We start from the raw sequence: 23,074 nt of genomic DNA on the forward strand, positions 1-23,074 counted from the left end.
GTGGCTCCTCCTTCTAGTATTGAGGGGCGTATTTGGCAAGCTCTTCGCGGATTATCTCAACCCCCAACCCATGTCCAGTGGGAACGTTTAAGTGACCGTCATCCAATTCAAATGGCGTGGTGACTATGCTAGAACGGAACGGGTTGTGGGTCTGATCAAACTCAAAGCGAGGAGAGGCTGTGCCTGGTGATGGCGGGCTAGGCGGAATAATAGCGTGAAAATGTAAGGACGCTGCCAGAGCAATACTGGTTCCCCATACATGAGGTACACAGCGAATGCCGTAAACGTCACATAATGTCAGGATTTTTTTCGCTTCACTCAAACCACCAACGCCACACACATCAGGTTGCAGAATGTCTACGGTATGTTGTTTGAGCGCTTCATTAATGCCCCAACGTGAATGCCAAGTTTCGCCTCCAGCTAGAGGGATTGGTTGAGTGGTACGTAGTTTGTTGTAGCTGGATAACGCTTCTGGCACAACCGGTTCTTCAAACCAAAGTATGTCACAGTCGGCAACTTGATTCGCCACACGTGCCGCGTCAATATGATCGTAGCCATGATTCGCATCTATCATCAGCTCAATGTGATTACCAAGGCATTGGCGAACGGCTTTGATGGAGGCGACATCAAGGTCAACACCAAAACCAATCTTGATCTTAACCGCTTCGAAACCTTGATTTTTGTAGGTGGATACTTCTTTTAGTAAGCTTTCAATTCGGTCTTCTCCAATCATGCGAAAACCGCCAGTGGCATAAGCGGGAATGCGAGTACGAAAGGCGCCGCCCATTAGTTGATATGTAGGGCATTGATGGAATTTACCTGCAAGGTCCCAAAGGGCGATATCAATGCCGCTGAGGGCGTTAATAGTAGCACCTCTTTGGCCTTGATCTCGAAATGTGTTGTAAAGCATCAACCAAATAGGCTCGATATCAAGAGCATTTTTACCAATTAACAAAGGTGCCATGACCTTGATGAAAGCGTCATTCACAATGCGGTTACCAAGACACTCCCCCCAACCAATCAACCCATTGTCGCACTGTATTTCAAGTAATAGGTGGTCGCGAGAGGTAAACCGCATTGACGCCGATTCAAATTGTCTTTCTAGGGTATGAGAAAGATGATGTGTTGTTATAGTGGTGATTTTCATCTGAATACCTTTTATCTATTTTTATTATGAATAAAGTGAAGATATCATAACTAATAGGATAAAAACCACAAATTCATACTATGACCTGTTTCTCTCTATGTCTCTCATCAGTTTTCTATAGCGTTCGCTACCGTTGTTTAAGTGAACTCTGATCGCTTGTTGCGCGGCGGCTGTGTCGCGATTCTCGATCGCGTCTAAGATGGCTTTATGTTCATTATTAAGAGATTTTTCTATTTCAGGGTCTCTGGGCAATCCAGCTTCTTCTCTGAGTCTGGAGCGTGGAATTGTTCGACGCCCCAATACTTCTAAAAAGTCAATAAAGTGCTGATTATTAGTGGCCTTTGCTATGGCAAGGTGGAACTCAAAATCTTCCTGTTCTGCGTTTTCCCCATTATGTACTTTTTTGTCATATGCATCGAAGCAGCGGTATATTTCGGCCTCTTGCGCTGGTGAACATCGAGCTACGGCAAGTGCTATAGCCTCTAGCTCTACGGCGGTTCTGAGTTCTAAGGATTCGATCGTATCTGTCAGTGTTTGGGTGTTTTTTCTCAGCGAAGATAAAATATCTTGTTTGGGTTCAGCAACAAAAACACCGATGCCTTGCTTGGCTTCGACTAACCCTTCGGCCTTTAAGGTCGCAATGGCTTCACGTAAGACAGTACGACTGACAGAAAGCTCCTCCATTAAGTTAGGTTCAGTAGGTAATTTGTCGCCCGCTTTTAAGCCTTGATTATGAATTCGATCTCTCAGCTTCTTGGCCGTTTTTTGCGGTAGGCTGGTTTTTGTTTTCTTTTGGATAGACATATTTTTAAGCCTGTTTCTCAACACTCAATTATGCTTAGATGATTATTTAATGGTTAATATATCACATACTATGATCTCTAAATAATAGAAAGTTTTCACTGACTTAAAAAGTTTTTTTGTGTTATTCATAGTATGACTGTTGTCAGTGAGTATTCTTGTGTGGTACAAATAAAAAACGTTAAGGCTGTTCATTTTTTTTGAAAAGCTGTTTCTTAATGTTTGATTGAATGAACAATAAAAAGTATAAACTTTGGAGAAATAACAATGATAATAAAAAATCCCACTCAAAAATTTGGAAAAGCCCTTGCTCTTGTTACCGCTGTCTCAGCCGCTGCCTTTGCTTCTGTGGCGCAAGCTGAATGGAAAGGGTGGAACATACATAACACAGGGTATCCAGTGACCGTTGCAATGGAGTCCTTCATAAAAGAAGCCGATAAGGTGACAGATGGACGCGTGAGTGGACGAGTCTACAACGGCGCGGTGTTAGGCAGCCAGTCTGATGCGATTCAAATGCTTCAAGTTGGTGGTATTCAGTTTGCCGGCTTTAACCTTGGCCCTATGGGTGAAGCGGTGCCTGAAGTAAACGTGGTTTCTTTACCTTTTATTTTTAAGAATCTTGATCACATGCATCGCGTGATGGATGGTCCAATTGGTGATCAACTAAGTGACGCCATGGAAAAGAAAGGCATTATGTCCCTTGCTTGGTATGATGGTGGCGCACGTTCTTTCTACAACACGGCGAAACCCATTCAAACGCCTGCAGACATGAAAGGTGAGAAATTTCGAGTCATGAACAATGAGCTGTATGTTGGCATGGTGCAAGCATTAGGCGGTAACGCTACGCCGATGGCGTATTCTGAAGTATACCAATCTTTGAAAACGGGAGTGGTGGATGGTGCTGAAAATAACTGGCCATCATACGATTCAAGTAATCATTTTGAGGTTGCGCCTTATTACTCTCTAACTGAGCATTTAATTTTACCTGAATGTATTTGTGTGAGTGTCGATGCATGGAATGATTTGTCAGCTGAGGACCAGGTTGCGGTTAAAAAAGCGGCTCGTGATAGCTCTGCTTTACAGCGTAAGTTGTGGGCCGAACGCGATGCTTCAAGCCGTAAAAAAGTATTAGCTTCTGGTGTTAAATTTAATGAAATTCAAGATAAATCGGCTTTTCAGAATGCGATGAAACCGGTTTATGCTAAAGCGATTCAAGACAATCCGTCGTTAGAAACCTTTGTCGATCAAATTAAAAACACTCAGTAAGTTCAGTGTTTTAAGTTGTGCTTATCTCTCTTTTTAGAGCTGATAAGCACGGTTCGATAACATTTTAGTGATGAGTGGTTTTATGAATGCTTCCTCCCCTAAAAAAACGCCCATAAAGACCTTTCTGGATGTATTAGCGCATTTAGCGACCGCACTATCCGGCGTGTTCATGGTGGTTCTTGTCGCTAGCTTTGGTTGGTTGGTTTTTGGTCGCTATGTACTGAACGACACACCAACTTGGGTAGAGCAAATGGCCTTACTTTTGGTAACCAATATCACTTTTTTAGCGGCGGCTGTTGGGATTCATGAACGAACCCATCTAAGTGTGGATATTTTATCTCTTTGTTTACCTAAGAAAGCGGGTCGCTATATCAGTATTCTGATTGATACGACGCTTTTTGCATTTGGCTTGACTATGGCTATTTACGGCGCGGAATTAATTGATTTCGCTTGGTTTAGGAAAATCCCTCTTTTGGGCATAAGTGACGGTATCCGTTATTTTCCTGTTGTTGCTTCCGGTGTGTTGATCAGCTTATTTTCAGGATACCGCGTTGTTACAGAAACAATGGAACTGTTTATTCATGAATCTGTTTCTGACGATTCACTTTCTGCTGATGTAAAAGAGGAGCCGTAACATGGGATTGGCTATTTTACTTGGGTTATTTGCTTTGTTGACGTTTGCTGGTGTGCCCGTGGCGTTTGCGCTGGGAATGGCGGCGATTTCATCTTTTTGGTTCGAAGGTCTGCCTTTGATGATTGGCTTTCAAAGAATTGTGGCGGGAACATCAACCTTTTCTTTGTTAGCGATTCCATTCTTTATTTTTGCCGGTGAGCTTATGTTACATGGCGGCATTGCGGCACGTTTAATTCGACTTGCTTCCTCTGCCGTAGGTTGGATGCGTGGCGGATTGGGTCAAGTTAACGTGTTCTCTAGTATGCTGTTTGGGGGGATTTCTGGTTCAGCGGTAGCAGACGTTTCGGCCCTTGGTTCTTTATTGATTCCAGTAATGAAAGAGAAAGGCTACGACGATGACTATGCTGTGAATGTGACGGTCACCTCTTCAATTGCGGGTATTATGATTCCACCCAGTCACAATATGATTTTGTATGTGGTCGCTGCTGGTGGCGGTATGTCGGTTGCGAGCTTGTTTATAGCGGGCGTTGTTCCTGGTATTTTGATGTGTATTTTGTTGGGCGTTGTAGCTCGTTGGATCGCCATTCGCAAAAACTTCCCAACAGAAGAGTTTGCAGGCGTTAAAGCGATTTTCATTGCCTTTCTGGCGTCATTTCCAGGGTTGGTTACTGCGATTATTGTCGTGGGTGGAGCCTTGTCTGGCGTATTCACCGTCACTGAATCAGGTGCTATTGGCGCCATTTACGCGATCTTGATTACCGGTCTGGTTTATCGCTCTTTAAGTTTAAAAGATTTTTGGATTGCGGTGGTTCGATCCGTGAAAACCACGGGTATGGTGATGGTGTTGGTTGGATGTGCTTCGGCTTTCGGCTATATGCTGGCGCTTTATGAAGTGCCTAAAGTATTGGCCGCAACCTTAACGGCTATTTCGGATAATCCAATCATTATTTTGTTGATGATGAACTTAATCTTATTGGTTCTCGGCATGATAATGGACATGGCGGCATTAATTTTAATTTGTACGCCGATTTTCCTACCGGTTGCAACGGGCCTTGGAATGGATCCGATTCATTTTGGCGTCATGCTTATGATGAACTTGGGTTTAGGTTTGTGCACACCTCCAGTGGGTGGGTGTTTATTTGTTGGCTGCGCCATTGGCGGTGTGTCGATACAAAAAGCGGTGAAGACCATCTGGCCGTTTTATTTGGCTATTTTATCCGCATTACTGTTGGTGACTTTTGTCCCAGCTGTATCGATGACTTTGCCTAATTGGATTAATGGTTAATCCGTACTTGTACCTTGATAAAACAGTTAAGGAGGAACAGATGAAACGAGTGTTATTAACAGGCGCCGCTGGAACATTAGGTCAAGCGATGCGAAAGGCGTTAGCTGGCTGGGCAGAGGAGCTTGTATTATCCGATCGAGTTCCAATCGAAACGCTTCATTCTGGTGAATCATTTGTAGCGTGTGATCTGGGTGATTTTGATTCTGTGGTCGAGCTGGTTCGTGGTTGTGATGGCATAATTCATCTTGGTGGACAATCGATTGAAGGCACCTTTGATAGCATCATGAATGGCAACCTAAAAGGCACTTATCATATTTATGAAGCCGCCCGTCAACTGGGTGTTAAGCGCATCTTTTTTGCTAGTTCGAATCACGTGGTGGGTTTCCATTCTCGCGAAGCGCGTTTAGATGCCAAAAGTCCGATGCGACCAGACAGTCTATACGGCGTTTCAAAAGGCTTTGGGGAGCTGATGGCGCAGTATTATTTCGACAAATTTGGCGTTGAGTCGGCTTTGGTGAGAATTGGCAGTTGTTTGCCAAAGCCGCTAGACCGTCGCATGCTATCGACTTGGTTAAGCGAAGGCGATTTAGCGGATTTGATCAAAAAAGTGTACTCAGTTAATCGTCTAGGCTGCACGGTCATTTACGGTGCTTCTAATAATCCTTGGTCGTGGTGGGATAACCGTCATGCAAACTTTGTTGGTTGGCATCCCAAAGATTCGTCGGCGCCGTTTGAAGAAGAAGTATTCGAGAAGGATGCGCCGTTAGCAGACGATCACCCTGCTTTGTTATTTCAAGGTGGATTTTTTGCGACGGCAGGCCATTTTGAAGACGATTAATGGTTAGAGCCGCACGTATTTATTAAAATTTAAGTCGATTTTCGGCTAAGACAAATTCCTATTAACATATTGAAATATATGCCCTTTTTTTGGGGTAGGGATTTCTTTTACCCAAAAATGGGTACATTGACAAAATGAGGACCATTTTATGGCACTTTCTATTGATAACATCCGCACTGCTTTGAGTGACGGTTTACTTTCATTTCCTGTTACAGACTTTGATACAAATGGTCAATTTCAGGCTGATACCTACAAACAACGCATCGAGTGGTTTGTTGAACACGAGGTATCATCGGTTTTTGTTGCTGGTGGCACAGGGGAGTTCTTCTCATTAGATCTAGAAGAATACAAGCAAATTTGTAAGGTCGCCGTAGAAACTGTAGCGGGTCGAGTTCCGGTCATCGCCAGTGCAGGTCGCAGTGTGGCTGAATCAAAAGCGTTTGTAAAAGCCGCCGAGGAAGCGGGATGTGACGGCATTCTATTAATGCCGCCTTTTCTGACAGAATGCCCCGAAGATGGCGTTGTGGAATACGCCACACAAATTATGCAAAGCAGCCCAATTCAATTCATCTATTACAACCGTGGCAATGGTATTTTAAGCGCTGAAAGTGTGAAGCAATTAGCGTCTCAAAACCCAAATATGATTGGTTTAAAAGACGGCGTTGGTAACATGGCGGCCCTCAACGACATTGTTAAAACTGTGGGTGATCGTTTGGTGTATATCGGTGGTGTTCCCACGGCGGAAATTTTTGCGGAAGCCTATATTTCTATTGGCGTTAATACTTACTCTTCCGCTGTGTTTAACTTTATGCCGGATATGGCAAACCGCTTTTACAAGGCATTACGAGCGGATGATAAAGAGACTGTCACGGCCATTATTAAAGATTTCTTTATCCCATTCTGTCGTCTTCGCGATGAGAAAAAAGGTTACGCAGTGAGTTTGATTAAATCAGGGGCAAAAGCGATTGGTCGTTCAGCGGGTGATGTGAGAGCACCGCTTACCATGCCGACGGCTGAGCAAGAAGATCGCCTAAAAGCTTTAATCGAAGCAAATAAATAAACCCATGCTGGAAAAGAAAAAGCGCTGTGCTATATGGCGCTTTATTTTTAAAACCCACTCACGGAAAAATTGTGGAGATAACAATGCAAATTTTAGGACAAATGCTGATAGGTCAACGATCTGTTAAAGGCCATAAAAAAGCCATACGTGCGCTTAATCCTGCAACGAATGAATGTTTAGAGCCCAGTTTTTTAGGGGGAGATCAACAGCATGTCGACCAAGCGGCGGTTTTGGCATGGGAAGCGTTTGATGTTTATCGAGCGATTTCTGTTGAACAACGTGCGGCTTTTCTTGACGGCATAGCAGATGAAATTCTCGCGTTAGGGGATATTTTGGTTGAACGTGCCATGGCAGAAACCGGTTTACCAAAAGCTCGTATTGAAGGTGAGCGTGGTCGTACTGTGGGGCAACTTCGTCTGTTTGCATCTGTGGTAAAAATGGGTAAATTTGTTGATGCGAGAATTGACCCTGCTATGCCGGATCGGTCGCCATTACCACGTTCAGATTTGCGGTTTCAGAAGGTCCCGTTAGGTCCTGTAGCGGTGTTTGGTGCGAGTAATTTTCCACTGGCTTTTTCTGTCGCGGGTGGGGATACGGCTTCTGCTTTGGCGGCGGGGTGTCCGGTGATTGTAAAAGCACATTCGGCTCATCCTGGTACGTCGGAATTAGTCGGAAGAGCCATTCAAAAGGCCGTCAAAAAATGCGCACTACCGGAAGGTGTTTTTTCGCTGTTATTTGGTGCGGGTGCCGATGTTGGTGGCTCGCTAGTGGCCCACCCTTGCATTAAAGCCGTTGGCTTTACTGGCTCCCGTGCGGGTGGCACAGCTTTGATGAACATGGCCGCTAATCGCTCGGAGCCAATCCCTGTTTATGCAGAAATGAGCAGTATTAATCCCGTGTTTTTGATGCCGCATAAACTGGCTCAGCAAGCTAAGTCTGTTGCGTCTGGATTTGTTGCATCATTAGCAATGGGGGCCGGTCAGTTTTGTACCAATCCTGGGCTGTTGGTGTTGTTAGATGGCGAAGGTGCAAGTGATTTTATGGATCAAGTGACGGCCGATACAGAAGCGCTTACTACACAAACCATGCTAACTCCTGGAATTTACCAAGCCTATTGCGATGGCGTAAAGGCATTGGTAAGCAATGAGAAGGTGGCTTTATTAGCAAAAGCCAAAGAGTCGCATGGGCTAAACCAATGTCAAGCGCATGTTTTTGTAACGAGTGCGGCGTCGTTCTTAAGTGATAAAAGCTTAGAAAGCGAGGTTTTTGGTTCAAACTCGTTAATCATTAAATGTCAAAGCCTTGAAGAGTACAGTGAGGTTGCGGAGCATTTAGAAGGTCAATTAACGGCTACCATTCAAATGGGTGAAGACGATATCGACGCCGTTGCAAGGCTTTTGCCTATTCTGGAACGTAAGGCAGGTCGCCTTTTATGCAATGGCTATCCAACCGGTGTAGAAGTGTGTCATTCCATGGTACATGGTGGGCCGTTTCCTGCGACGTCAGACAGTCGTTCAACGTCAGTGGGCAGCGCCGCGATTGACCGCTTTGTCCGCCCTGTTTGTTATCAAGACTTTCCGACTTCGTTATTGCCTTTGAGCGTTCAAGACAAGAACCCTTTGGCCCTTCCTCAGTTAGTGGATGGTGTGCTGCATTCATTCGGTTAGGAAAAATAGCACTAGATTGAGGTAGAGGGGAGGTAGCAATATCTTCCCTTTTTTCGTCAGATGTAAATGTATAAACGCAAGCTAAATAATGGCACCAGTGAAGTCAGTCAACTGTTCTTAAACAGATAGATGTTCAGGGTCTGTATAAAATGACAAGTGATCTTAAAGTGGCATCGAGCCTGTTTTGATTATCATCATCCTAGGTGGCATGCCTGATATAGCGCTTTCAAAGCCTGAAGACGTGCGTGCTTTTATCCAGTTAGGGTAGAGCGAGCAAACGGACCTTATCCCCAAACAACGCGATTTCGGCCTGCGGCTTTTGCTTGATACATGGCTTGATCGGCTCTTTGAAAGCATTCTTTAAATGATTCATTAAATTCCATTGTAGCGATACCCGCGCTGCAGGTTAAGTGCTTAATGTATGGGAACTCTGTCTTCGATATGTGTTTGCGTAATGTTTCCATATAACTTAAAACCGTATCAGGCTCAGAGTTAGGTATTAATATAACAAATTCCTCACCGCCCCATCGACCCACAATAGTTTGATTTTGCTTATCATTTGTTAGTTCTTTAGCCAAGTTTCGCAACACTTCATCACCAATTTCATGCCCGAACTGGTCATTAATTTTTTTGAAATGATCGATATCTAAAACAACGAGAGAGGCTGGGGGGAGGTTGTTTTTCTTAGCGTTATCTATTTCCTCATCTACCAAAGCGCTGAATGCTCGGCGGTTATAAAGTTTGGTTAGGGGATCCTGGTAGGCCATTTTTGCAAGTAGGGTGTTCTGTTCTTTGAGTCTGTCGTTTTTCTCTGACACTTCTTGTGTGCGTTGCTCAACCATTTCCTCCAAAAAAGCCGTATGTGTCTGGATGGTTGTGATTGTATCGTAGAAGGCTTTGGATAATTGACCTATTTCGTCTTTCGAGTCAATGACTGTGACGTTATTGTGATCACTGTTAACGAAGGTTTTTACTTCTTTCGTTAGCTGACTCAATGGTAAGGTGATTTTATTGGATAGCTTTATGATTAATAATAAAAACATGACCATTAATATCAGTGCAGTGATTAGCACGTTGTATAATATTTCATAGATGTTATGGAATATTTCAGACTCTTTGGTGGTGACGAATAAAGTCCAATCTGGCAGGTTTTTTACCTTAGAGAAGGTCACTATTTTTGACTCATCGATACTGGCATCTTCGTAATGGCCATATCCATTATCCTGTACCTTGGTTTGTTTCACTATGTCCCCAAAACCTGGATAGTTTTCGCTGTTCTCTGTGGACAATTGCGCCGTCATAATAAAGTCCTTATTCGGATGGGAGACAACGGTTCTATTGGAATCAGCGAGCCATGCATAACTGCCTTTCGTGAGTTTAATAGCAGATAGTTTTTCATTGAGGACGTTCAGAGGAACGGCCACGGCGATGGTGCCAGCCCAAGCTTTCTGATCATTCCAAATAGGGACGGCGACTATGATCACGGGTTCTTTTTCAAACTTACTTAATACAGGGACTGTAATATTGTGCTCTTTGCCTACCCACTGTTCACCTTGAATAAAGGAAGGATGGGTGACCTTGTTAGTATTGCCTTTTGAGTCGGTTAAGATGAGGTTTTGATCTATGTATATGGTATTGATAAAATCGCCATCTCCTACCTCCATTAATCTATTTAACTGTGCATTAATGCTTTGCTTATCTCCTTGTCTTATTAAAGGGTTGTCACTAAGCATTTTTAACATAGCAATGTAGCGACTGAACTCTTGACTCAGTATTTCCGCATGCATCGTTGATATTTCAGCGGATTTTACTAACTCCAACTCCAGCACACGGTTACGTTCATTTAGAAAGGTCGTGAGCAGTAGGGTAGAAATAAAAGCGATTATCACTAAAGAGTATGTGGTAATGATCTTGGTTTTTATTGTTTTTAACATGCCTCTCCTCAGTCAATAATAGTCATAAATACAGTAACCAGTGGCTTATATTATATTGCCTAGTCATTCATGATATCGGCATTCTTAATTATAAATTAGAGTCCGGCTGAACCACCGTTTTACAGCAATTCGATGCCTTTATTTTTTAAGGTGTCGCTGCAGTATAAAGCGAATTGAGTCACTAAATTATTATTTTTTGTAATTTCTCGGTTAAGTATTGGTCAGTCTAGTGATTAAGTTGATCTGATGGTCGCTATTATATTGCCTTACTTACTGGCATCAGTTGGTCAAGGCGAGTGATTGGGCTTGGTTTTAAAGATGCACTGGGTGGCTTGCTGACCCTCACGCGCCTTTACCATCTCTGAGGTAAATACTGCGTGAAATACAAAGGCATCACGATATTGGTTTGCTTTAACGCCGATGAACCTTGTGTACCCGTTAACTTAAAGGTTTTACTGGGAGTACATTTTTCAACGTAGGATGCCAATGATTTTGCTTTTGTACGTTTACCACTTTTGACTTCAACAGGGACGATATCGCCTTCATCGGTCGCCAAAATAAATTCGATTTCGGCGCGGGCGTCATTCCATGAATAACTTGGGTCAACGCCAACAGCGGTAAGCTCTTGTTGCACAAAGTTTTCAGCCACATAGCCCCTGTAGTTATAAACAGAAAGCTCATAGTTTTGTTGCTTAATCTCTTTATAACTGCTGCCCAGCATATGATTAAGCAGGCCCACATCAAACAGAAACAGTTTCACCCTATTTTCTTTTTTATAGGCCGCCAACGGAGATTTCGGCAATCCTTCAACAGGGTAGTTTGGCAAAGCTAAGCGACAGCAGTTAAGCCAATGGATCGCGGTTTCAAAATCGCTATAACGAGATTTACGCTCATGCACATGCCTAAATTTAAAGCGTTTAACCGACTCATCGCTGACAAGTGATAGCTGGGCTGGAATGCTATTAAACACCGATTCAATCAGTGTGGCATCGACCTTGCCCGCGTACTTACCGAAATCTCGGCGATAACCTTCAACTAAATCGGCATGAATTTTTGTGACTTTTTCAACACGCTCTAGAATGCTTGAATCCTTATACTGATACCAAGCAGAAACGGCTTCCGGCATACCACCGGTAAAAAAATAGTCGGTTAGTTTATCCATCAATTTAGTATGCACCGCCGGTGTGCTTGCTTGACTATCAAATGCTTTGATCAGTGCTTGCTCGTTGGATGCGTCAATAAATTCTTGGAAGGTCAGTGGTCGTAAATTGTATTGTTCTACCTTGCCCACAGAGAAGGTGTTGAGCAAACCAATGTTAGAACCGCTGGCTGCGACAAAATAGGACGGGGCTTTTTCGGCAAAATACTTAAGCGAAGTAACGGCTCGTTCACATTCGCCAATTTCATCTAATATCAGCAAGTCGGTTTCTGGATTGAACGCTTGGTTGGTTAACAACTCAATGTTCATGACTAGCTCGTTAGGTGACAGTGAGCCATCGAACGCCTCTTTGTAAGCAGGGTTTTCAAGGAAGTCGATACGAAGGATGTTGGCAAAGGCGTTCCCAAATAACTCTTGTAGCAGATAGGTTTTACCTGTTTGTCTTGCACCATCGATCAATAATGGCTTGCGCACCGGTTGATTTTTCCATGCTATTAGGGCGTTTAGTAAGTTGCGCTGCATTGTCATTTCCCGCCAATTAAGACTGTTAACTGCCTGTAGTATAACTCAATCTACATTTTTACGCGCATAAAAGTGCGTAATTTTACACTTTTATGCGCGTAAAAATGTAATTTAATGGCCTTTGGCATTCAGGGATTCACATCATCGCCTTGGCCAACGCGCAAACTAAACCTAAAAGTAGGATATAAATCCAATTATATTGAGTAAAGTGGGAATATAGTCCCTTTGGTTGGTGATATGGCTAAGCGTGACTTACACAATGTACTGTTTCCGAAGCAGCGCAAAATCCTGACGCATTTTGGTGAAGACTTGCTGTTGGCGATGAAACGACGTGGTTTTACAAAAAAGCTACTGTGTGAACGTACTGGTTTTGATCATAAAACCGTGAATAAAGTCTTCGCCGGTGATCCGGGCGTTGCCATAGGCACTTACTTAAAAGTGATGGCCGTTCTTGGCATGGAAAGCAACTTTGCAGAAATGGCCGCTCATGATGAAGTGGGTATCAAGCTGCAAAACATAAAATTGCTGGAAGGTTCAAAATGAGCCGTGAAATCGTCGAAGTCTATGCCGACTGGCAGCCAATTGAGGCGCCTTTACTAATAGGGCTGCTTACTTACAGCGACTCAAGCCGAGGTGGCGTGTTTAGTTTTGCCTACGATAAAGCATTTTTAACCTCAGCCTATCGCTTGCAAATTGATCCAATCCTGACGCTTCACTCCGGTGAACTCTATAACGATGAAGCCGATAAAAACTTTCGCGCATTTCTTGATTCATCGCCTGATAGATGGGGGCGTATTTTAATGCAGCGGCGTGCAGCCATTGAAGCGCGCAAAGGCATTCGAGCAACAAGTCGATTAAACGAGCTAGATTACCTGCTGGGCGTACACGACTCTTACCGGATGGGTGGCATTCGATTTAAGCGAGTAGGCTCGGATGCTTTTTTGGACGACAACTCTGAGTTTGCTGCGCCGCCAATGGCTTCTTTGCGAGAGCTAGAGCACGCAGCAATGCAGATTGAAAAAGACGATAACATCGACAGTGACGAGTATTACCGCTGGTTGAAAATGCTGATTTCTCCAGGCTCATCATTAGGTGGTGCAAGGCCCAAGGCTTGTGTCACAGATGAACAAGGCCACTTGTGGATTGCTAAGTTTCCCATCTAAAACCCTGTTTCTGCCCACGGTAAGCGAGCTCGCGCGTGACGGTTTATCTGCTATTACATATCAAAAATTGCTTTTTGATATGTAATAGCTAATCATTCTTGTGTTTGTGGGATTACGGTGATATGTTTTTGTATATAATTCTTTTTAATTGATGCATTAAGGCGTATCGAAATGAGCTATGCAACAGAGCCGATACTACAAAGCCTTCGAGAAGCTCGGGTACGTAAGGGGTTTAGCCAAAGAGAGCTGAGCGCGCGTTCGGGTGTGCCGCAAAGCCATATTTCGAAAATCGAGTCTGGCGGTGTTGATTTAAGAATGTCTAGTTTGATAGCTCTGGCCCGTGTACTCGACCTAGAGTTATTTGTTGCGCCAAAAAAATCTGTACCTGCTATTAAGTCGATCATTCGAAGCAGCCAAGGCATCAGCGATGAAGGTGAGCAAATGTCGCCTGCATATCAGTTAGAAGAAGACGACGATGACTAATTATGTATCTACGCTCAACGTGTTGCTCTACGGGGAACCTATCGCAACGATCACCAACGTGGGCAATGACAGAACGCTTTTTGCCTTTATGGATTCGTACATTAATGACGAATCGCGGCCTGTGTTGGGGCTTGGTTTTAAAGATGCGCTTGGTGGCCTGCTGACTAGCTTCAAACCGACCCAAACTAAGTTAACCCCGTTTTTCTCTAACCTTTTGCCAGAAGAAACCATGCGCCATTACCTGGCAGAGCGTGCCGGTGTTAATCCAGCGCGGGAGTTTTTTCTACTGTGGGTGCTGGGGCAGGATCTGGCTGGCGCGATCACGGTTGTGCCTGTGGATGGTGAAGCTTTACCACCTAATGTGCATCAAGACATTGACGATGAAACGAAGACAGATGGGCCAATGCGTTTTTCATTGGCGGGTGTACAGTTGAAGTTTTCAGCCGTACAACAGGCAAACGGTGGCTTGACGATTCCAGTAACCGGTCAAGGTGGCTCTTGGATTGTGAAATTGCCATCGTCTCGATTTGACGCTGTGCCAGAAAATGAATACTCAATGATGGAACTGGCTCGAATGTTGGGAATGGATGTACCAGAGACGCAGCTACTCCCTATTAATCAGATTGCTAATATCCCAGATGGTATTGGTAAATTTGGCCGCTCTTTTAAAAACGCTCAGGCGTTTGTGATTAAGCGCTTTGATCGTGCAGGTGATCAAGCCGTACATATTGAAGATTTTGCGCAAGTGTTTGGCGTCTATCCTCAAGATAAATACAAAAAAGCCAGTATGCGCAATATTGCTCAGGTTATCGGCATCGAAGGTCAAGACAAGGACATTGCAGAATTTACCCGTCGATTGGTGTTCAATACCCTAATTGGCAATGCCGATATGCATTTGAAGAATTGGTCTGTGATTTACAAAGACAAGCGCACCGCATCGATTGCGCCTGCCTATGACTTTGTCTCGACCATTCCTTATATCCCCGATGATAGTGCGTCGTTAAAGGTTAGTCGTAGCAAAAAATTCAGTGATTTCACGCTGGATGAGTTATCACACCTAGCCGCTAAAGCCATGCTGCCAGAAAAATTGGTGTTAGATACTGCCAAGCAAACCGTAGCAGGCTTTCATGAAATCTGGGCGAAAGAAAAAGCGCATTTACCGCTTGCCAAATCAATGATTGAAGCCATTGATACGCACTTACGAAATATACCGCTACGCTAAAATGAGAACCGACGCGTACAAAAATGCAGAGGCGTCGGTCATATTGAGTTAAAAACTTTTGAACGGATAACTGTTCACCCAACAACCTATTCGATGTTTTGGATCTGCTCATTGAGTAATAGGGTAGAACCTAGCAAACTCAATAGCTTATCGAAAAGAAACCGTTCAAAAATGCCTGTTTGCCCACCAAACTGCCCACCACTTGCCTATGGCTATTACTAAATCTTAGTGGTTAGCAATGGAAAAACAGTGCCGTTTTTATGCTGCTGTTAGGGTTTAAAAATAGCAGTTTTGAAGGGCTTTATCGAGTAATTTTTTCAACACCTTATTTAATAATGGATACAATAATATCCACTTTCTGTTTTATTTCGCTATAATGGGTATGACTGTATCCATTTGGCCTTTGCGGATGAAATTTACCTTACTTGATGATACCGATGTAAGCCAAGCCTATGCTGCTTATTTACGTGAGTTACGAAAGCAGGCAAAGCTGTCGCGAGCGGCGCTTGCTGAGCGCAGCTGTGTGCCTGCGGCCACCATTAAAAAGTTTGAGCTGACCGGGCAAATTTCATTTCGCCAATTGCTGTTGCTATGGCAGACCCTCGACTCGCTTGGGCGTTTGTACGAGCTCACGCAACCTAGCAAAGAACGCGCTGCTATACCCACGAGTATCGATGAGGTGCTAAAAGATGAGTTTTAAACCCATTCAAAAACTCGCCGTAACTCGTACGTTAAGCTCAGGTGAGCAGGTTGCTGTAGGGGTCTTGGCCCAGAATCGGCAAGGCGTTTTTTTTCAGTATGCAGATAGCTATTTGCAGCAGCTTGGCAACTTATCACCTTTTACCTTGCATGCGAACGCGCAAGTTCAAGTCGCTCCTAAAGCGCCGCACCAAGGTGTACATGGCGTATTTGGAGATTGTTTGCCCGATGGCTGGGGCATGCTGTTACAAGATCGTATTTTCCGGCAAAAGGGCATACTGCCTAATCAATTAACGGCGATGGATAGGTTAGCCTTTGTCGGTGATAAAGGCATGGGAGCATTGTCTTTTTCTCCGGTGTCTGAGTTTTCAGCCACCACGCACGCGGATATTGATTTAGCGACGTTAGGCTTAGAAGCACAAACGCTGTTCGATTCTTCGATGTCAGATTATATGGATGATAATCACGGTGAGTTAGATGGGCATACGCAACAGGTGTTGGCCGCATTAGTCGCCGGAGGTAGTTCGGGTGGGGCCAGACCTAAGGCACAAATTTATATGCCTGCTGGGGAAACTCAGCATTGTCGAACCTTCGCTCAGCTTGGAGATGAGGCTTGGCTGGTGAAGTTTACCTCTAAAAATCTCGCACTTGGCCATGAAGAAGGTTTGTGTGAGGCGGTTTATTTACAAATGGCAGAACTTGCTAAGTGTCAACCGCCGCAATGGCAACTCATTGAAGCACCACCTACAAGCGGTGCGTCTGCTTGGTTGGCGCTTAAGCGTTTTGATTATGTCACTGAACAGGCCGACTTAGGCAGCAAGCGCAGTGCAGGTCGATTGCATATGCACAGCGCTTGCGGGCTACTGGATGCAGACTTTCGAACGCCAAGTTTAGATTACATTGATTTGATTAAAGCCAGCCGTCAGTTGTGTAAATCGCCAGCTGCTGGACAACTGCAATTTCGCCGTGCCGTTTTTAACCTGCTGTCGTCTAATCAAGACGACCACAGTAAAAACTGGGCGTTTTTGCAAGCGGATGACGGTCAATGGGATCCTGCCCCTTTTTACGATGTTACCTACAGCCCACATCCATTCAACGAACACGCCACTGCGTTCGGCGGTTATGGTAAAGCGCCACCGCTTAAGGTGATGCAAAAACTTGCTACCAGTGCTGGCTTTGCGAATTGGCATGATGCAAGGCAAGTCATTGAAGAAGTCGCAGAAGCCATCAGCCAATTTACGTATCTGGCACAGCAGCAAGGGATCAGTAAAACAACCGTGTCTGCGATTACTAAGACATTGGATCAGCGCAAACAGGAAAATGCCGCGCTTTTTCAATGAAAGTAAAACAAACTTTTCAATTCACAATAAATACAAGGTCTACAGATTGTTACCCATAAAGTCACTTTGTGTAGACCTCCAACCTCTGCATTCCCCTGTTTGGTAAAACGCATAGACGAGTACTCAACTTGTATTGCACACTTTTACGCGCATAAAAGTGTAATTTGGTTCTTATTGAGTATTAAACAGCCCTTTAATAGCTATCTTTCTTCTCTGAAGCTGCCCTTGTTTGCCAAGTTTTAGCGATGTGGGCATGAGCAAATGCTATAAGAATATGACGCCCTTATTTTTTATTTAGCAATTGGATGTCTTGCAGCTTTCTTCCCAGCTCGTCATCACGGGCGACCTTGGTTAGGTCGTCTAACAAGCCGAGGACTGCCAAAACCTTAACGTAGTGACCAAGTGAAACGGAAGGATCACCTTTTGATATTTTACGCAGTGTTGGCTTAGAAATCCCTGTCCTACTATGCATCATTTCTTGAGTAATGCCGCGTCTCTTCATCGCCAATGTTAAGTTTTCTCCTAAGATGCTTAACATCTTCCTTTGTCTAGGGAATATGACCGCAGTGCGTTTTGATTTTGGCTCGACAGTATTCATAGTGAAACTATATTGTCTTAAATCTTAATTTGGTGAAATTATAGTTTCACTTTTATCGTCAAGTTGTAAAGCAATAAACTGCCAATCTCTCGAAGTAAAGTGAGTCAAGATCTGAACAGGTCATGTCGATTTTTTACTGTTTTTTCGACATAAGTTTTTTATGTGTCGATACACTCGACATATCAACTCTTAATCCAAACGACTCACCGATACAGGGGTATGAGTAGGGAGCTTCAAAGCAGTACGCTGTTCTTTGGGCTTTTGGGGCAGTCTGGGCAAAGCCTTAATGCACACTATTTAGCCGCACACTAACCCTGCCCACAGGCTATTTATGACTTGGGGCTTTATGTAAATTCTGGGGCAGCTAGCTACTTGTACCCTCAGAAAGCTGCACGATCTGGGCATTTATCTGCCTACAGCGTCCGTTTAACTCTTTAATACTAGTGGGGACAAACTCCTAAGAGAACTTAACAGATCAGTGAGGCTTATTTTGGAAAAAATAGAAACGATGAACCCAACGACACAATCACCCACAAACACGGTACACCCAGCGCGTCAGCAGCGGATTTTGCGCTTGCCCGAGGTAAAGTCCAAAACAGGCTTTGGCCGCAGCACCATTTATGCCTTGATGGCCAATGGTGAATTTCCGCGATCCATTCGTATTGGTGCGCGTGCCGTGGGCTGGTTAGAAAGCGATATCGACCAGTGGATTGAAACCCGCCGTATCGGTGCTGCTTATGGCCGTGGATAAACCATCAGCATCAACCCCGTTACTTGCCAATGAGATGTATAACAACAGGCCAACATTACCGGCTGGTTTTGCCTATAACGCGCAAAACTGGCTGGTGATGCAACCGGCCGGGCAAGATAGCCCTGTTAAAATCTGCTCTTGGTTGCAAGTGGCCGCCCGCACCCGCGATCCGCAAGGGGACACTTCTTTTGAAAATAAAGGGCGGCTATTTATTGCACTGGTTAGACGATGACAATCGCCATCGCTACTGGGCTATGCCTGCAGAACTATTGGCCGGAGATGGCAGCGAGTACCGCCGAATCCTACTCAGCCGAGGCATGCGCCTAAGCAACAGTGTCAAAGCGCGGCAGTTGCTCTCCCTGTTTATTCAACAAATGGGCGAACTGGCTACGCAAAAGGTCATTAGCGTGAACTGCATTGGCTGGCATCACCACGCTTATGTGCATCCGCGCCTCACCTTTTACCCAAGCGAACACAGCAACAACCCGCGCATGGTGCTGCAAACCATGCACCCGATAGAAGGCTTTATTCAACAAGGTAGTAGCGACAGTTGGCGGCAGCACGTTGGCCGTTATTGTCTGGATAACCCGCTATTAATTGTTGGTGTCTGCGCTGCACTTATGTTCAGGACGAACGGTATGTCGCGGGCGCATGGATGCGCAAGAGCGACGGCTGCACCCTTATTGCATTTGTGTGGGGTGGATGGTTTTGGTTTACACCTCTACGGTGCCAGCAGTACTGGTAAAACCGCGGCGCTGTATCCGGCGTTATCGGTGTGGGGCGAACCTAATCAACTGCGCCACAGTTGGCGTGCCACGGCCAACGGTTTAGAAGGCACAGCATTAGCGCATAACGATGCCTTGCTGGCGCTCGATGAAATGGGCGAAGTTAACCCAAAAGAGGCAGGCGATGTCGCTTATATGCTTGCCAATGGCCAAGGTAAAACCCGTGCAGGCAAATACGGTGAAATGCGCTTACCCGCCCGTTGGCGTTTGGTGTTTTTATCCACTGGTGAAGTGACGCTCGAAAGTCATCTTGCCAGTATCGGCAAGCGCTTGGTCGTTCCTGCGCATCCATGCGCCCACGACATACCGTTCGTCCTGAACATAAAAGCGGGGCAGCAAGTGCGCGTGATTGATCCCCTCTATAGATTTCTGACTGCAAGTAGGCGGCAAGCTTTTGAACCCTATGAGCTTAGTAGCCTAAGTGATTAGGGTGAAAAAGTGCAGCCAACACCCTTGCAGGTAGAAAGATGACGAGGGAGTGCTGATGACGGTCTATAAATGGGCGTGTTTAACCAGAGTCATGGTATGAACGCCGCCGATTTAGCCGATCACCTAAAACAGCAAAGTCGCCAACATTACGGCTGCTTGGCCTTGGACTGGTTACGGTATTTAACGCAGCACAGCGCGCTGGTACGACCCGTTTTCCAAAACGTACGCCAACGTTTTTTAACCGGCTTACCTCCCGAGTCAGACGGCCAAGTGCGCCGAGTCGCCGAAAAGTTTGCCTTACTGGCTAGTGCTGGGTTGTTAGCCATTCAAGCCAAAGTACTCGATTGGCCAACCCAAAGTGTCGAAGCCGCCTGCTTAAATCAGCTTAACCAATGGATACTCGCTCGCGGTGGTGTGGCCGCCAATGAAGACCAACAAGCCATTCGCCAAGTACGCAGTTTTATTGAGCAGCATGGCGAAAGCCGCTTTACGCCCAAACAAACCGGTTACAGCAGCCAAGTACGCCAACGAGCAGGCTGGATTGATACTTCTGGCCCACACACCCTCTACCTGTTTTACCCAACTGGCTGGCGTGAAGCCACCGAAGGCCTAAGCCCAGATCGCGCCGCCAAAGCACTGATGGCCGCAGGCTACCTAGTTCCCGATGGCAACCGACCACAGCGCAAAGTCAGCCTGCCCGACAACACACGCCCGCGAATGTACTGCGTGAAAGGCAGCATCTTGGATGACTAAAAAGGTAATGACCCCTGCATGGGCTTGTCGCCTTGTAATGCACCGCCTGTCAACATAAGGGCTGGGTTCAGTTTGTAGTCCATTGCAGATAATACCGCCAGAGGCATTCCCGTGAACCGCTAGCGTACCAACAACCAGCACCGAGCGAATAACAAATGAGCTCAATTATTTGGTTTTAACTCAAATAAGTTGAGAATAATCATAATCGTGGTAGGGTAAGCAACAGTGAAAAATCCCCAAGTTTATGGTTAAGAAAACACCGTGGAGAGAGCATGATCCGCTGCCACCTAGCCCGATTAATGGGTGAGAGAAAAATGCGCATTAGCGACGTGATGCGAGAAACCGGCCTAAGCCGTACCACCGTCACGCTACTGTACAAAGAAACCGCGCTCAAGGTGGACTTGGAAGCTATCGCTAAAACCCTGTACGACTACTGGTTTGTGCAGTTCGACTTCCACGACGACTCACCACAAGGCCAAGGCAAACCCTACAAAACCTCCGGCGGCAAAATGGTCTACAACCCAACCCTAAAGCTCGAAATACCGGAGGGGTGGACAGTAATGCCGCTATCAAAACACTTAGATTGCAATAAGAAAAAACTTGGGAAAAAGCACAACTTAAAGACACTCAATTACCTAGATACTGCGAACTTAACAAACAATATTGTCGGATCTATCCAAAAGCTCGATGTGGGTATTGATAACATACCAAGTCGAGCCAACATGCTTGTAAGTAAAAATGATATTCTGTATTCCACTGTGAGACCAAATCAGTTTCACTATGGAATTGTGAAAGCTCCTGTTGAGGATATGATTGCTTCAACTGGATTTGCAGTGCTTACACACAAAGCAAACTCAGAGCTTAATGTGGTTTTCTACCTTCACATCACAAGCCCCCAAAACACCAACAGATTAATAAAGATTTCCGAGTCCTCGAAGTCGTCTTACCCATCCATTTCTCCTGACGATATTTTAAATCTCGCAATAGCTTTGCCAGCTGAAACAAAGATACTCAAGCGATTTAGTGAATTGCTAAATCCATTGTTTGAAAAAGTATCAGAAGTTCAGAAAGAGAATAATGAATTGGAAAAACTCCGCGACTGGCTTCTCCCCATGCTAATGAACGGTCAGGTAACAGTAAAATGATCAACGCTGCGTTTCGGGTTTTACTGACGTTCAATGCCACTTCGCTGCTGGTGATTATCTTTTTGGTACAAAAAGGCGTCACTCTGGGCGATTTTCTCGGTGGTGTAAGTTATTTAGGTTGGACAGTAGCACTTCCGAACGCAGTGTCTTATTTGTTTTATTTGGCCATCCCCATTTTATCGACGGGCTTGAGCATTTGGCTGAGTAAATACCTTGGCAATGACGAGTTCAAAGCGGGTGAAGTCGCCAGTATTGAACATGCCAATAACAGTTTTTTACCTAGTTATTTGGGCTATTTTTTTGTTGCGCTGAGCATAGGCAACTGGGAAACCCTGTGGTTTGTTTATGGAGTATTGTTTGTGTTCACTTTCTTGTCGCAGGCGCTCTACTTCAATCCACTGTTTTTGTTGTTTGGTTATGAGTTCTACAACATCACCACCAAAAACGGCACGGCTATTTTTCTGATTAGCAAAGCGCGCTACAAAAAGCCTGATGATATTCAAATACCCTTGGCGTACCGGATTAACAATTACACCTTTATCGAGCGAGAATAATGATGGACCATATACTGGCACACATAAAAACAAGAGCAAAAAAACGCATTTTCAAATTGGTTTCGGATCAGTCTCTTTTTGATGCCATGACCGTCGATGTAACTGCCTGTGTGCCATATAACCCAGACCATAACCTCGATGAAGATGCATGGTTTAAAATTGAAGGCTTTAGCAACCAAGCCTACGGTTTAGATCTATTAAAGAAAGAGTTCGATTCAAAAGATTACCATAATTTAGCTAAAGCTAATTTTTCTAAAATTGCTTATTTATTTGCTGTTCAGGGCGATGACTTTTATTTTCAAAAAATAACCCCTGGCCTTTTTGTTAAGCGCAAAACACTGGTGTTTGGTGAAACGGCTGAGCTTGAAAAAAGTCAAATGCGCTTAGTAATTAATGCCTTACCTGATGCCGTGTATTTCAAAGCAGCAGATACTTTAATTTTCAAAAGCCTAGCAACGATTTCAAGTATATTTAAAGGCATAGATGAACTGTACAAGGAAGCGACAAAAGTAGAAGTTGAGCAGTTCTTAGACGAGTCATTTATAGATCTGAGCAACAATTACAGCGTCGAAAAAGTATCAAAGCCAAATCGAAAGCGTATTGGACTTGCCATGAAAACGCTTGAAGGTATGTCAGTAGGCGATAAAACCAATATGCTTGACTACATAGATGGATATTGCGAGCAAAAACTTAAATTTGATCAACAGAATCAAAAGTTTGAAATCTCAACGGATGAAGACTTGAAATTGTTGGTTTATGGCATTGAACAGCGCTTTTACACCACCCCCTTTGGGAATGAAAAGCGCTGTGCTAATTCTGTCACGACAATGGGTTAAGGA

General features: G+C 44.6%; 22 protein-coding genes and 1 pseudogene. 18 read left to right on the forward strand and 5 right to left on the reverse strand.

Going from position 1 to position 23,074, the window contains the following annotated elements:
• Positions 1–13: 13 nt before the first annotated feature.
• Positions 14–1,147, reverse strand: a complete 1,134-nt coding sequence (locus IEZ33_RS00690) for a mandelate racemase/muconate lactonizing enzyme family protein (RefSeq protein ID WP_191601838.1) — start codon at positions 1,145–1,147, stop codon at positions 14–16.
• A gap of 78 nt (positions 1,148–1,225) precedes the next feature.
• On the reverse strand, positions 1,226–1,951 hold the full coding sequence (locus IEZ33_RS00695; RefSeq protein ID WP_191601839.1) for a FadR/GntR family transcriptional regulator: 726 nt from the start codon (positions 1,949–1,951) through the stop codon (positions 1,226–1,228).
• A 264-nt stretch (positions 1,952–2,215) separates the two neighbouring features.
• Here IEZ33_RS00695 and IEZ33_RS00700 point away from each other — a divergent pair, with 264 nt between their 5' ends.
• From IEZ33_RS00700 to IEZ33_RS00725, 6 genes are all read left to right on the forward strand, one after another.
• Positions 2,216–3,214 carry a TRAP transporter substrate-binding protein gene (locus tag IEZ33_RS00700; protein ID WP_191601840.1) on the forward strand — a complete coding sequence of 333 codons (999 nt, stop codon included), beginning with the start codon at positions 2,216–2,218 and terminating at the stop codon, positions 3,212–3,214.
• Between the two features lie 82 nt (positions 3,215–3,296).
• Complete coding sequence (locus IEZ33_RS00705) at positions 3,297–3,848, forward strand: TRAP transporter small permease (RefSeq protein ID WP_191601841.1); 552 nt, start codon at positions 3,297–3,299, stop codon at positions 3,846–3,848.
• 1 nt (position 3,849) lies between these two features.
• Positions 3,850–5,133 carry a TRAP transporter large permease gene (locus tag IEZ33_RS00710; protein ID WP_191601842.1) on the forward strand — a complete coding sequence of 428 codons (1,284 nt, stop codon included), beginning with the start codon at positions 3,850–3,852 and terminating at the stop codon, positions 5,131–5,133.
• A 40-nt stretch (positions 5,134–5,173) separates the two neighbouring features.
• Entirely contained in the window at positions 5,174–5,971 is a 798-nt protein-coding gene (locus IEZ33_RS00715) for an NAD-dependent epimerase/dehydratase family protein (RefSeq protein WP_191601843.1), read from the forward strand.
• 148 nt (positions 5,972–6,119) lie between these two features.
• Positions 6,120–7,031, forward strand: coding sequence for a 5-dehydro-4-deoxyglucarate dehydratase (locus tag IEZ33_RS00720; protein WP_191601844.1), 912 nt, complete (start codon positions 6,120–6,122; stop codon positions 7,029–7,031).
• Between the two features lie 83 nt (positions 7,032–7,114).
• Positions 7,115–8,698: an aldehyde dehydrogenase (NADP(+)) gene (locus IEZ33_RS00725; protein WP_191601845.1), complete on the forward strand. Its 1,584-nt coding sequence runs from the start codon at positions 7,115–7,117 to the stop codon at positions 8,696–8,698.
• 284 nt (positions 8,699–8,982) lie between these two features.
• Here the strand turns inward: IEZ33_RS00725 and IEZ33_RS00730 are convergent, their stop codons facing one another.
• Together IEZ33_RS00730 and IEZ33_RS00735 are read right to left on the reverse strand one after the other, a co-directional pair.
• Positions 8,983–10,632: a sensor domain-containing diguanylate cyclase gene (locus tag IEZ33_RS00730; protein WP_191601846.1), complete on the reverse strand. Its 1,650-nt coding sequence runs from the start codon at positions 10,630–10,632 to the stop codon at positions 8,983–8,985.
• Positions 10,633–10,984: 352 nt separating this feature from the next.
• A complete protein-coding gene (locus IEZ33_RS00735; protein ID WP_191601847.1) occupies positions 10,985–12,313 on the reverse strand; it encodes an ATP-binding protein in 1,329 nt (442 codons plus the stop codon).
• A 237-nt stretch (positions 12,314–12,550) separates the two neighbouring features.
• Here IEZ33_RS00735 and IEZ33_RS00740 point away from each other — a divergent pair, with 237 nt between their 5' ends.
• From IEZ33_RS00740 to IEZ33_RS00765, 6 genes are all read left to right on the forward strand, one after another.
• The gene (locus tag IEZ33_RS00740; RefSeq protein WP_036984862.1) at positions 12,551–12,856 is read left to right on the forward strand and encodes a helix-turn-helix domain-containing protein; all 306 of its coding nucleotides are present in this window, start codon (positions 12,551–12,553) and stop codon (positions 12,854–12,856) included.
• Positions 12,853–13,476, forward strand: a complete 624-nt coding sequence (locus IEZ33_RS00745; RefSeq protein WP_240009593.1) for a type II toxin-antitoxin system HipA family toxin — start codon at positions 12,853–12,855, stop codon at positions 13,474–13,476. Before IEZ33_RS00740 ends, IEZ33_RS00745 begins: the two co-directional genes overlap by 4 nt.
• 171 nt (positions 13,477–13,647) lie before the next feature.
• Positions 13,648–13,959, forward strand: coding sequence for a helix-turn-helix domain-containing protein (locus IEZ33_RS00750; protein ID WP_191601848.1), 312 nt, complete (start codon positions 13,648–13,650; stop codon positions 13,957–13,959).
• Positions 13,952–15,181 carry a type II toxin-antitoxin system HipA family toxin gene (locus IEZ33_RS00755; RefSeq protein WP_191601849.1) on the forward strand — a complete coding sequence of 410 codons (1,230 nt, stop codon included), beginning with the start codon at positions 13,952–13,954 and terminating at the stop codon, positions 15,179–15,181. The genes IEZ33_RS00750 and IEZ33_RS00755 overlap by 8 nt, the downstream gene beginning before the upstream one ends.
• 376 nt (positions 15,182–15,557) lie before the next feature.
• On the forward strand, positions 15,558–15,881 hold the full coding sequence (locus IEZ33_RS00760; RefSeq protein WP_476738640.1) for a helix-turn-helix domain-containing protein: 324 nt from the start codon (positions 15,558–15,560) through the stop codon (positions 15,879–15,881).
• The gene (locus tag IEZ33_RS00765) at positions 15,871–17,220 is read left to right on the forward strand and encodes a type II toxin-antitoxin system HipA family toxin (RefSeq protein ID WP_191601850.1); all 1,350 of its coding nucleotides are present in this window, start codon (positions 15,871–15,873) and stop codon (positions 17,218–17,220) included. The genes IEZ33_RS00760 and IEZ33_RS00765 overlap by 11 nt, the downstream gene beginning before the upstream one ends.
• Before the next feature lie 283 nt (positions 17,221–17,503).
• Here IEZ33_RS00765 and IEZ33_RS00770 read toward each other — a convergent pair whose 3' ends face one another.
• Positions 17,504–17,818 carry a helix-turn-helix domain-containing protein gene (locus IEZ33_RS00770; protein ID WP_178969552.1) on the reverse strand — a complete coding sequence of 105 codons (315 nt, stop codon included), beginning with the start codon at positions 17,816–17,818 and terminating at the stop codon, positions 17,504–17,506.
• Positions 17,819–18,308: 490 nt separating this feature from the next.
• Between IEZ33_RS00770 and IEZ33_RS00775 the strand changes: the two genes are divergently transcribed.
• From IEZ33_RS00775 to IEZ33_RS00800, 6 genes and pseudogenes are all read left to right on the forward strand, one after another.
• The gene (locus tag IEZ33_RS00775; RefSeq protein ID WP_476738641.1) at positions 18,309–18,569 is read left to right on the forward strand and encodes an AlpA family transcriptional regulator; all 261 of its coding nucleotides are present in this window, start codon (positions 18,309–18,311) and stop codon (positions 18,567–18,569) included.
• A pseudogene (locus tag IEZ33_RS00780) lies at positions 18,556–19,711 on the forward strand (DUF927 domain-containing protein); the annotation flags it as partial. The gene IEZ33_RS00775 and the pseudogene IEZ33_RS00780, both read left to right, overlap by 14 nt.
• Positions 19,712–19,852: 141 nt before the next feature.
• A complete protein-coding gene (locus IEZ33_RS00785) occupies positions 19,853–20,536 on the forward strand; it encodes a hypothetical protein (RefSeq protein WP_240009596.1) in 684 nt (227 codons plus the stop codon).
• 272 nt (positions 20,537–20,808) lie between these two features.
• On the forward strand, positions 20,809–21,681 hold the full coding sequence (locus IEZ33_RS21090) for a helix-turn-helix domain-containing protein (protein WP_476738642.1): 873 nt from the start codon (positions 20,809–20,811) through the stop codon (positions 21,679–21,681).
• Complete coding sequence (locus tag IEZ33_RS00795; RefSeq protein WP_191601852.1) at positions 21,678–22,235, forward strand: hypothetical protein; 558 nt, start codon at positions 21,678–21,680, stop codon at positions 22,233–22,235. The genes IEZ33_RS21090 and IEZ33_RS00795 overlap by 4 nt, the downstream gene beginning before the upstream one ends.
• Positions 22,235–23,071: an ATP F0F1 synthase synthase gene (locus IEZ33_RS00800; protein ID WP_240009597.1), complete on the forward strand. Its 837-nt coding sequence runs from the start codon at positions 22,235–22,237 to the stop codon at positions 23,069–23,071. The genes IEZ33_RS00795 and IEZ33_RS00800 overlap by 1 nt, the downstream gene beginning before the upstream one ends.
• Positions 23,072–23,074 lie beyond the last annotated feature (3 nt).

The organism is Marinomonas algicola (assembly GCF_014805825.1).
GTDB lineage: Bacteria > Pseudomonadota > Gammaproteobacteria > Pseudomonadales > Marinomonadaceae > Marinomonas > Marinomonas algicola.

What these genes read in the sequence shown, in the direction of transcription:
- IEZ33_RS00715 (WP_191601843.1), top strand. Translation starts at nt 5,174, where the DNA reads ATGAAACGAGTGTTATTAACAGGCGCCGCTGGAACATTAGGTCAAGCG.
- IEZ33_RS00800 (WP_240009597.1), top strand. Translation starts at nt 22,235, where the DNA reads ATGATGGACCATATACTGGCACACATAAAAACAAGAGCAAAAAAACGC.
- IEZ33_RS21090 (WP_476738642.1), top strand. Translation starts at nt 20,809, where the DNA reads ATGATCCGCTGCCACCTAGCCCGATTAATGGGTGAGAGAAAAATGCGC.
- IEZ33_RS00765 (WP_191601850.1), top strand. Translation starts at nt 15,871, where the DNA reads ATGAGTTTTAAACCCATTCAAAAACTCGCCGTAACTCGTACGTTAAGC.
- IEZ33_RS00690 (WP_191601838.1), bottom strand. Translation starts at nt 1,147, where the DNA reads ATGAAAATCACCACTATAACAACACATCATCTTTCTCATACCCTAGAA.
- IEZ33_RS00785 (WP_240009596.1), top strand. Translation starts at nt 19,853, where the DNA reads ATGGGCGTGTTTAACCAGAGTCATGGTATGAACGCCGCCGATTTAGCC.
- IEZ33_RS00740 (WP_036984862.1), top strand. Translation starts at nt 12,551, where the DNA reads ATGGCTAAGCGTGACTTACACAATGTACTGTTTCCGAAGCAGCGCAAA.
- IEZ33_RS00710 (WP_191601842.1), top strand. Translation starts at nt 3,850, where the DNA reads ATGGGATTGGCTATTTTACTTGGGTTATTTGCTTTGTTGACGTTTGCT.
- IEZ33_RS00700 (WP_191601840.1), top strand. Translation starts at nt 2,216, where the DNA reads ATGATAATAAAAAATCCCACTCAAAAATTTGGAAAAGCCCTTGCTCTT.
- IEZ33_RS00705 (WP_191601841.1), top strand. Translation starts at nt 3,297, where the DNA reads ATGAATGCTTCCTCCCCTAAAAAAACGCCCATAAAGACCTTTCTGGAT.
- IEZ33_RS00750 (WP_191601848.1), top strand. Translation starts at nt 13,648, where the DNA reads ATGAGCTATGCAACAGAGCCGATACTACAAAGCCTTCGAGAAGCTCGG.
- IEZ33_RS00730 (WP_191601846.1), bottom strand. Translation starts at nt 10,632, where the DNA reads ATGTTAAAAACAATAAAAACCAAGATCATTACCACATACTCTTTAGTG.
- IEZ33_RS00770 (WP_178969552.1), bottom strand. Translation starts at nt 17,818, where the DNA reads ATGAATACTGTCGAGCCAAAATCAAAACGCACTGCGGTCATATTCCCT.
- IEZ33_RS00745 (WP_240009593.1), top strand. Translation starts at nt 12,853, where the DNA reads ATGAGCCGTGAAATCGTCGAAGTCTATGCCGACTGGCAGCCAATTGAG.
- IEZ33_RS00735 (WP_191601847.1), bottom strand. Translation starts at nt 12,313, where the DNA reads ATGCAGCGCAACTTACTAAACGCCCTAATAGCATGGAAAAATCAACCG.
- IEZ33_RS00725 (WP_191601845.1), top strand. Translation starts at nt 7,115, where the DNA reads ATGCAAATTTTAGGACAAATGCTGATAGGTCAACGATCTGTTAAAGGC.
- IEZ33_RS00795 (WP_191601852.1), top strand. Translation starts at nt 21,678, where the DNA reads ATGATCAACGCTGCGTTTCGGGTTTTACTGACGTTCAATGCCACTTCG.
- IEZ33_RS00760 (WP_476738640.1), top strand. Translation starts at nt 15,558, where the DNA reads ATGGGTATGACTGTATCCATTTGGCCTTTGCGGATGAAATTTACCTTA.
- IEZ33_RS00755 (WP_191601849.1), top strand. Translation starts at nt 13,952, where the DNA reads ATGACTAATTATGTATCTACGCTCAACGTGTTGCTCTACGGGGAACCT.
- IEZ33_RS00695 (WP_191601839.1), bottom strand. Translation starts at nt 1,951, where the DNA reads ATGTCTATCCAAAAGAAAACAAAAACCAGCCTACCGCAAAAAACGGCC.
- IEZ33_RS00720 (WP_191601844.1), top strand. Translation starts at nt 6,120, where the DNA reads ATGGCACTTTCTATTGATAACATCCGCACTGCTTTGAGTGACGGTTTA.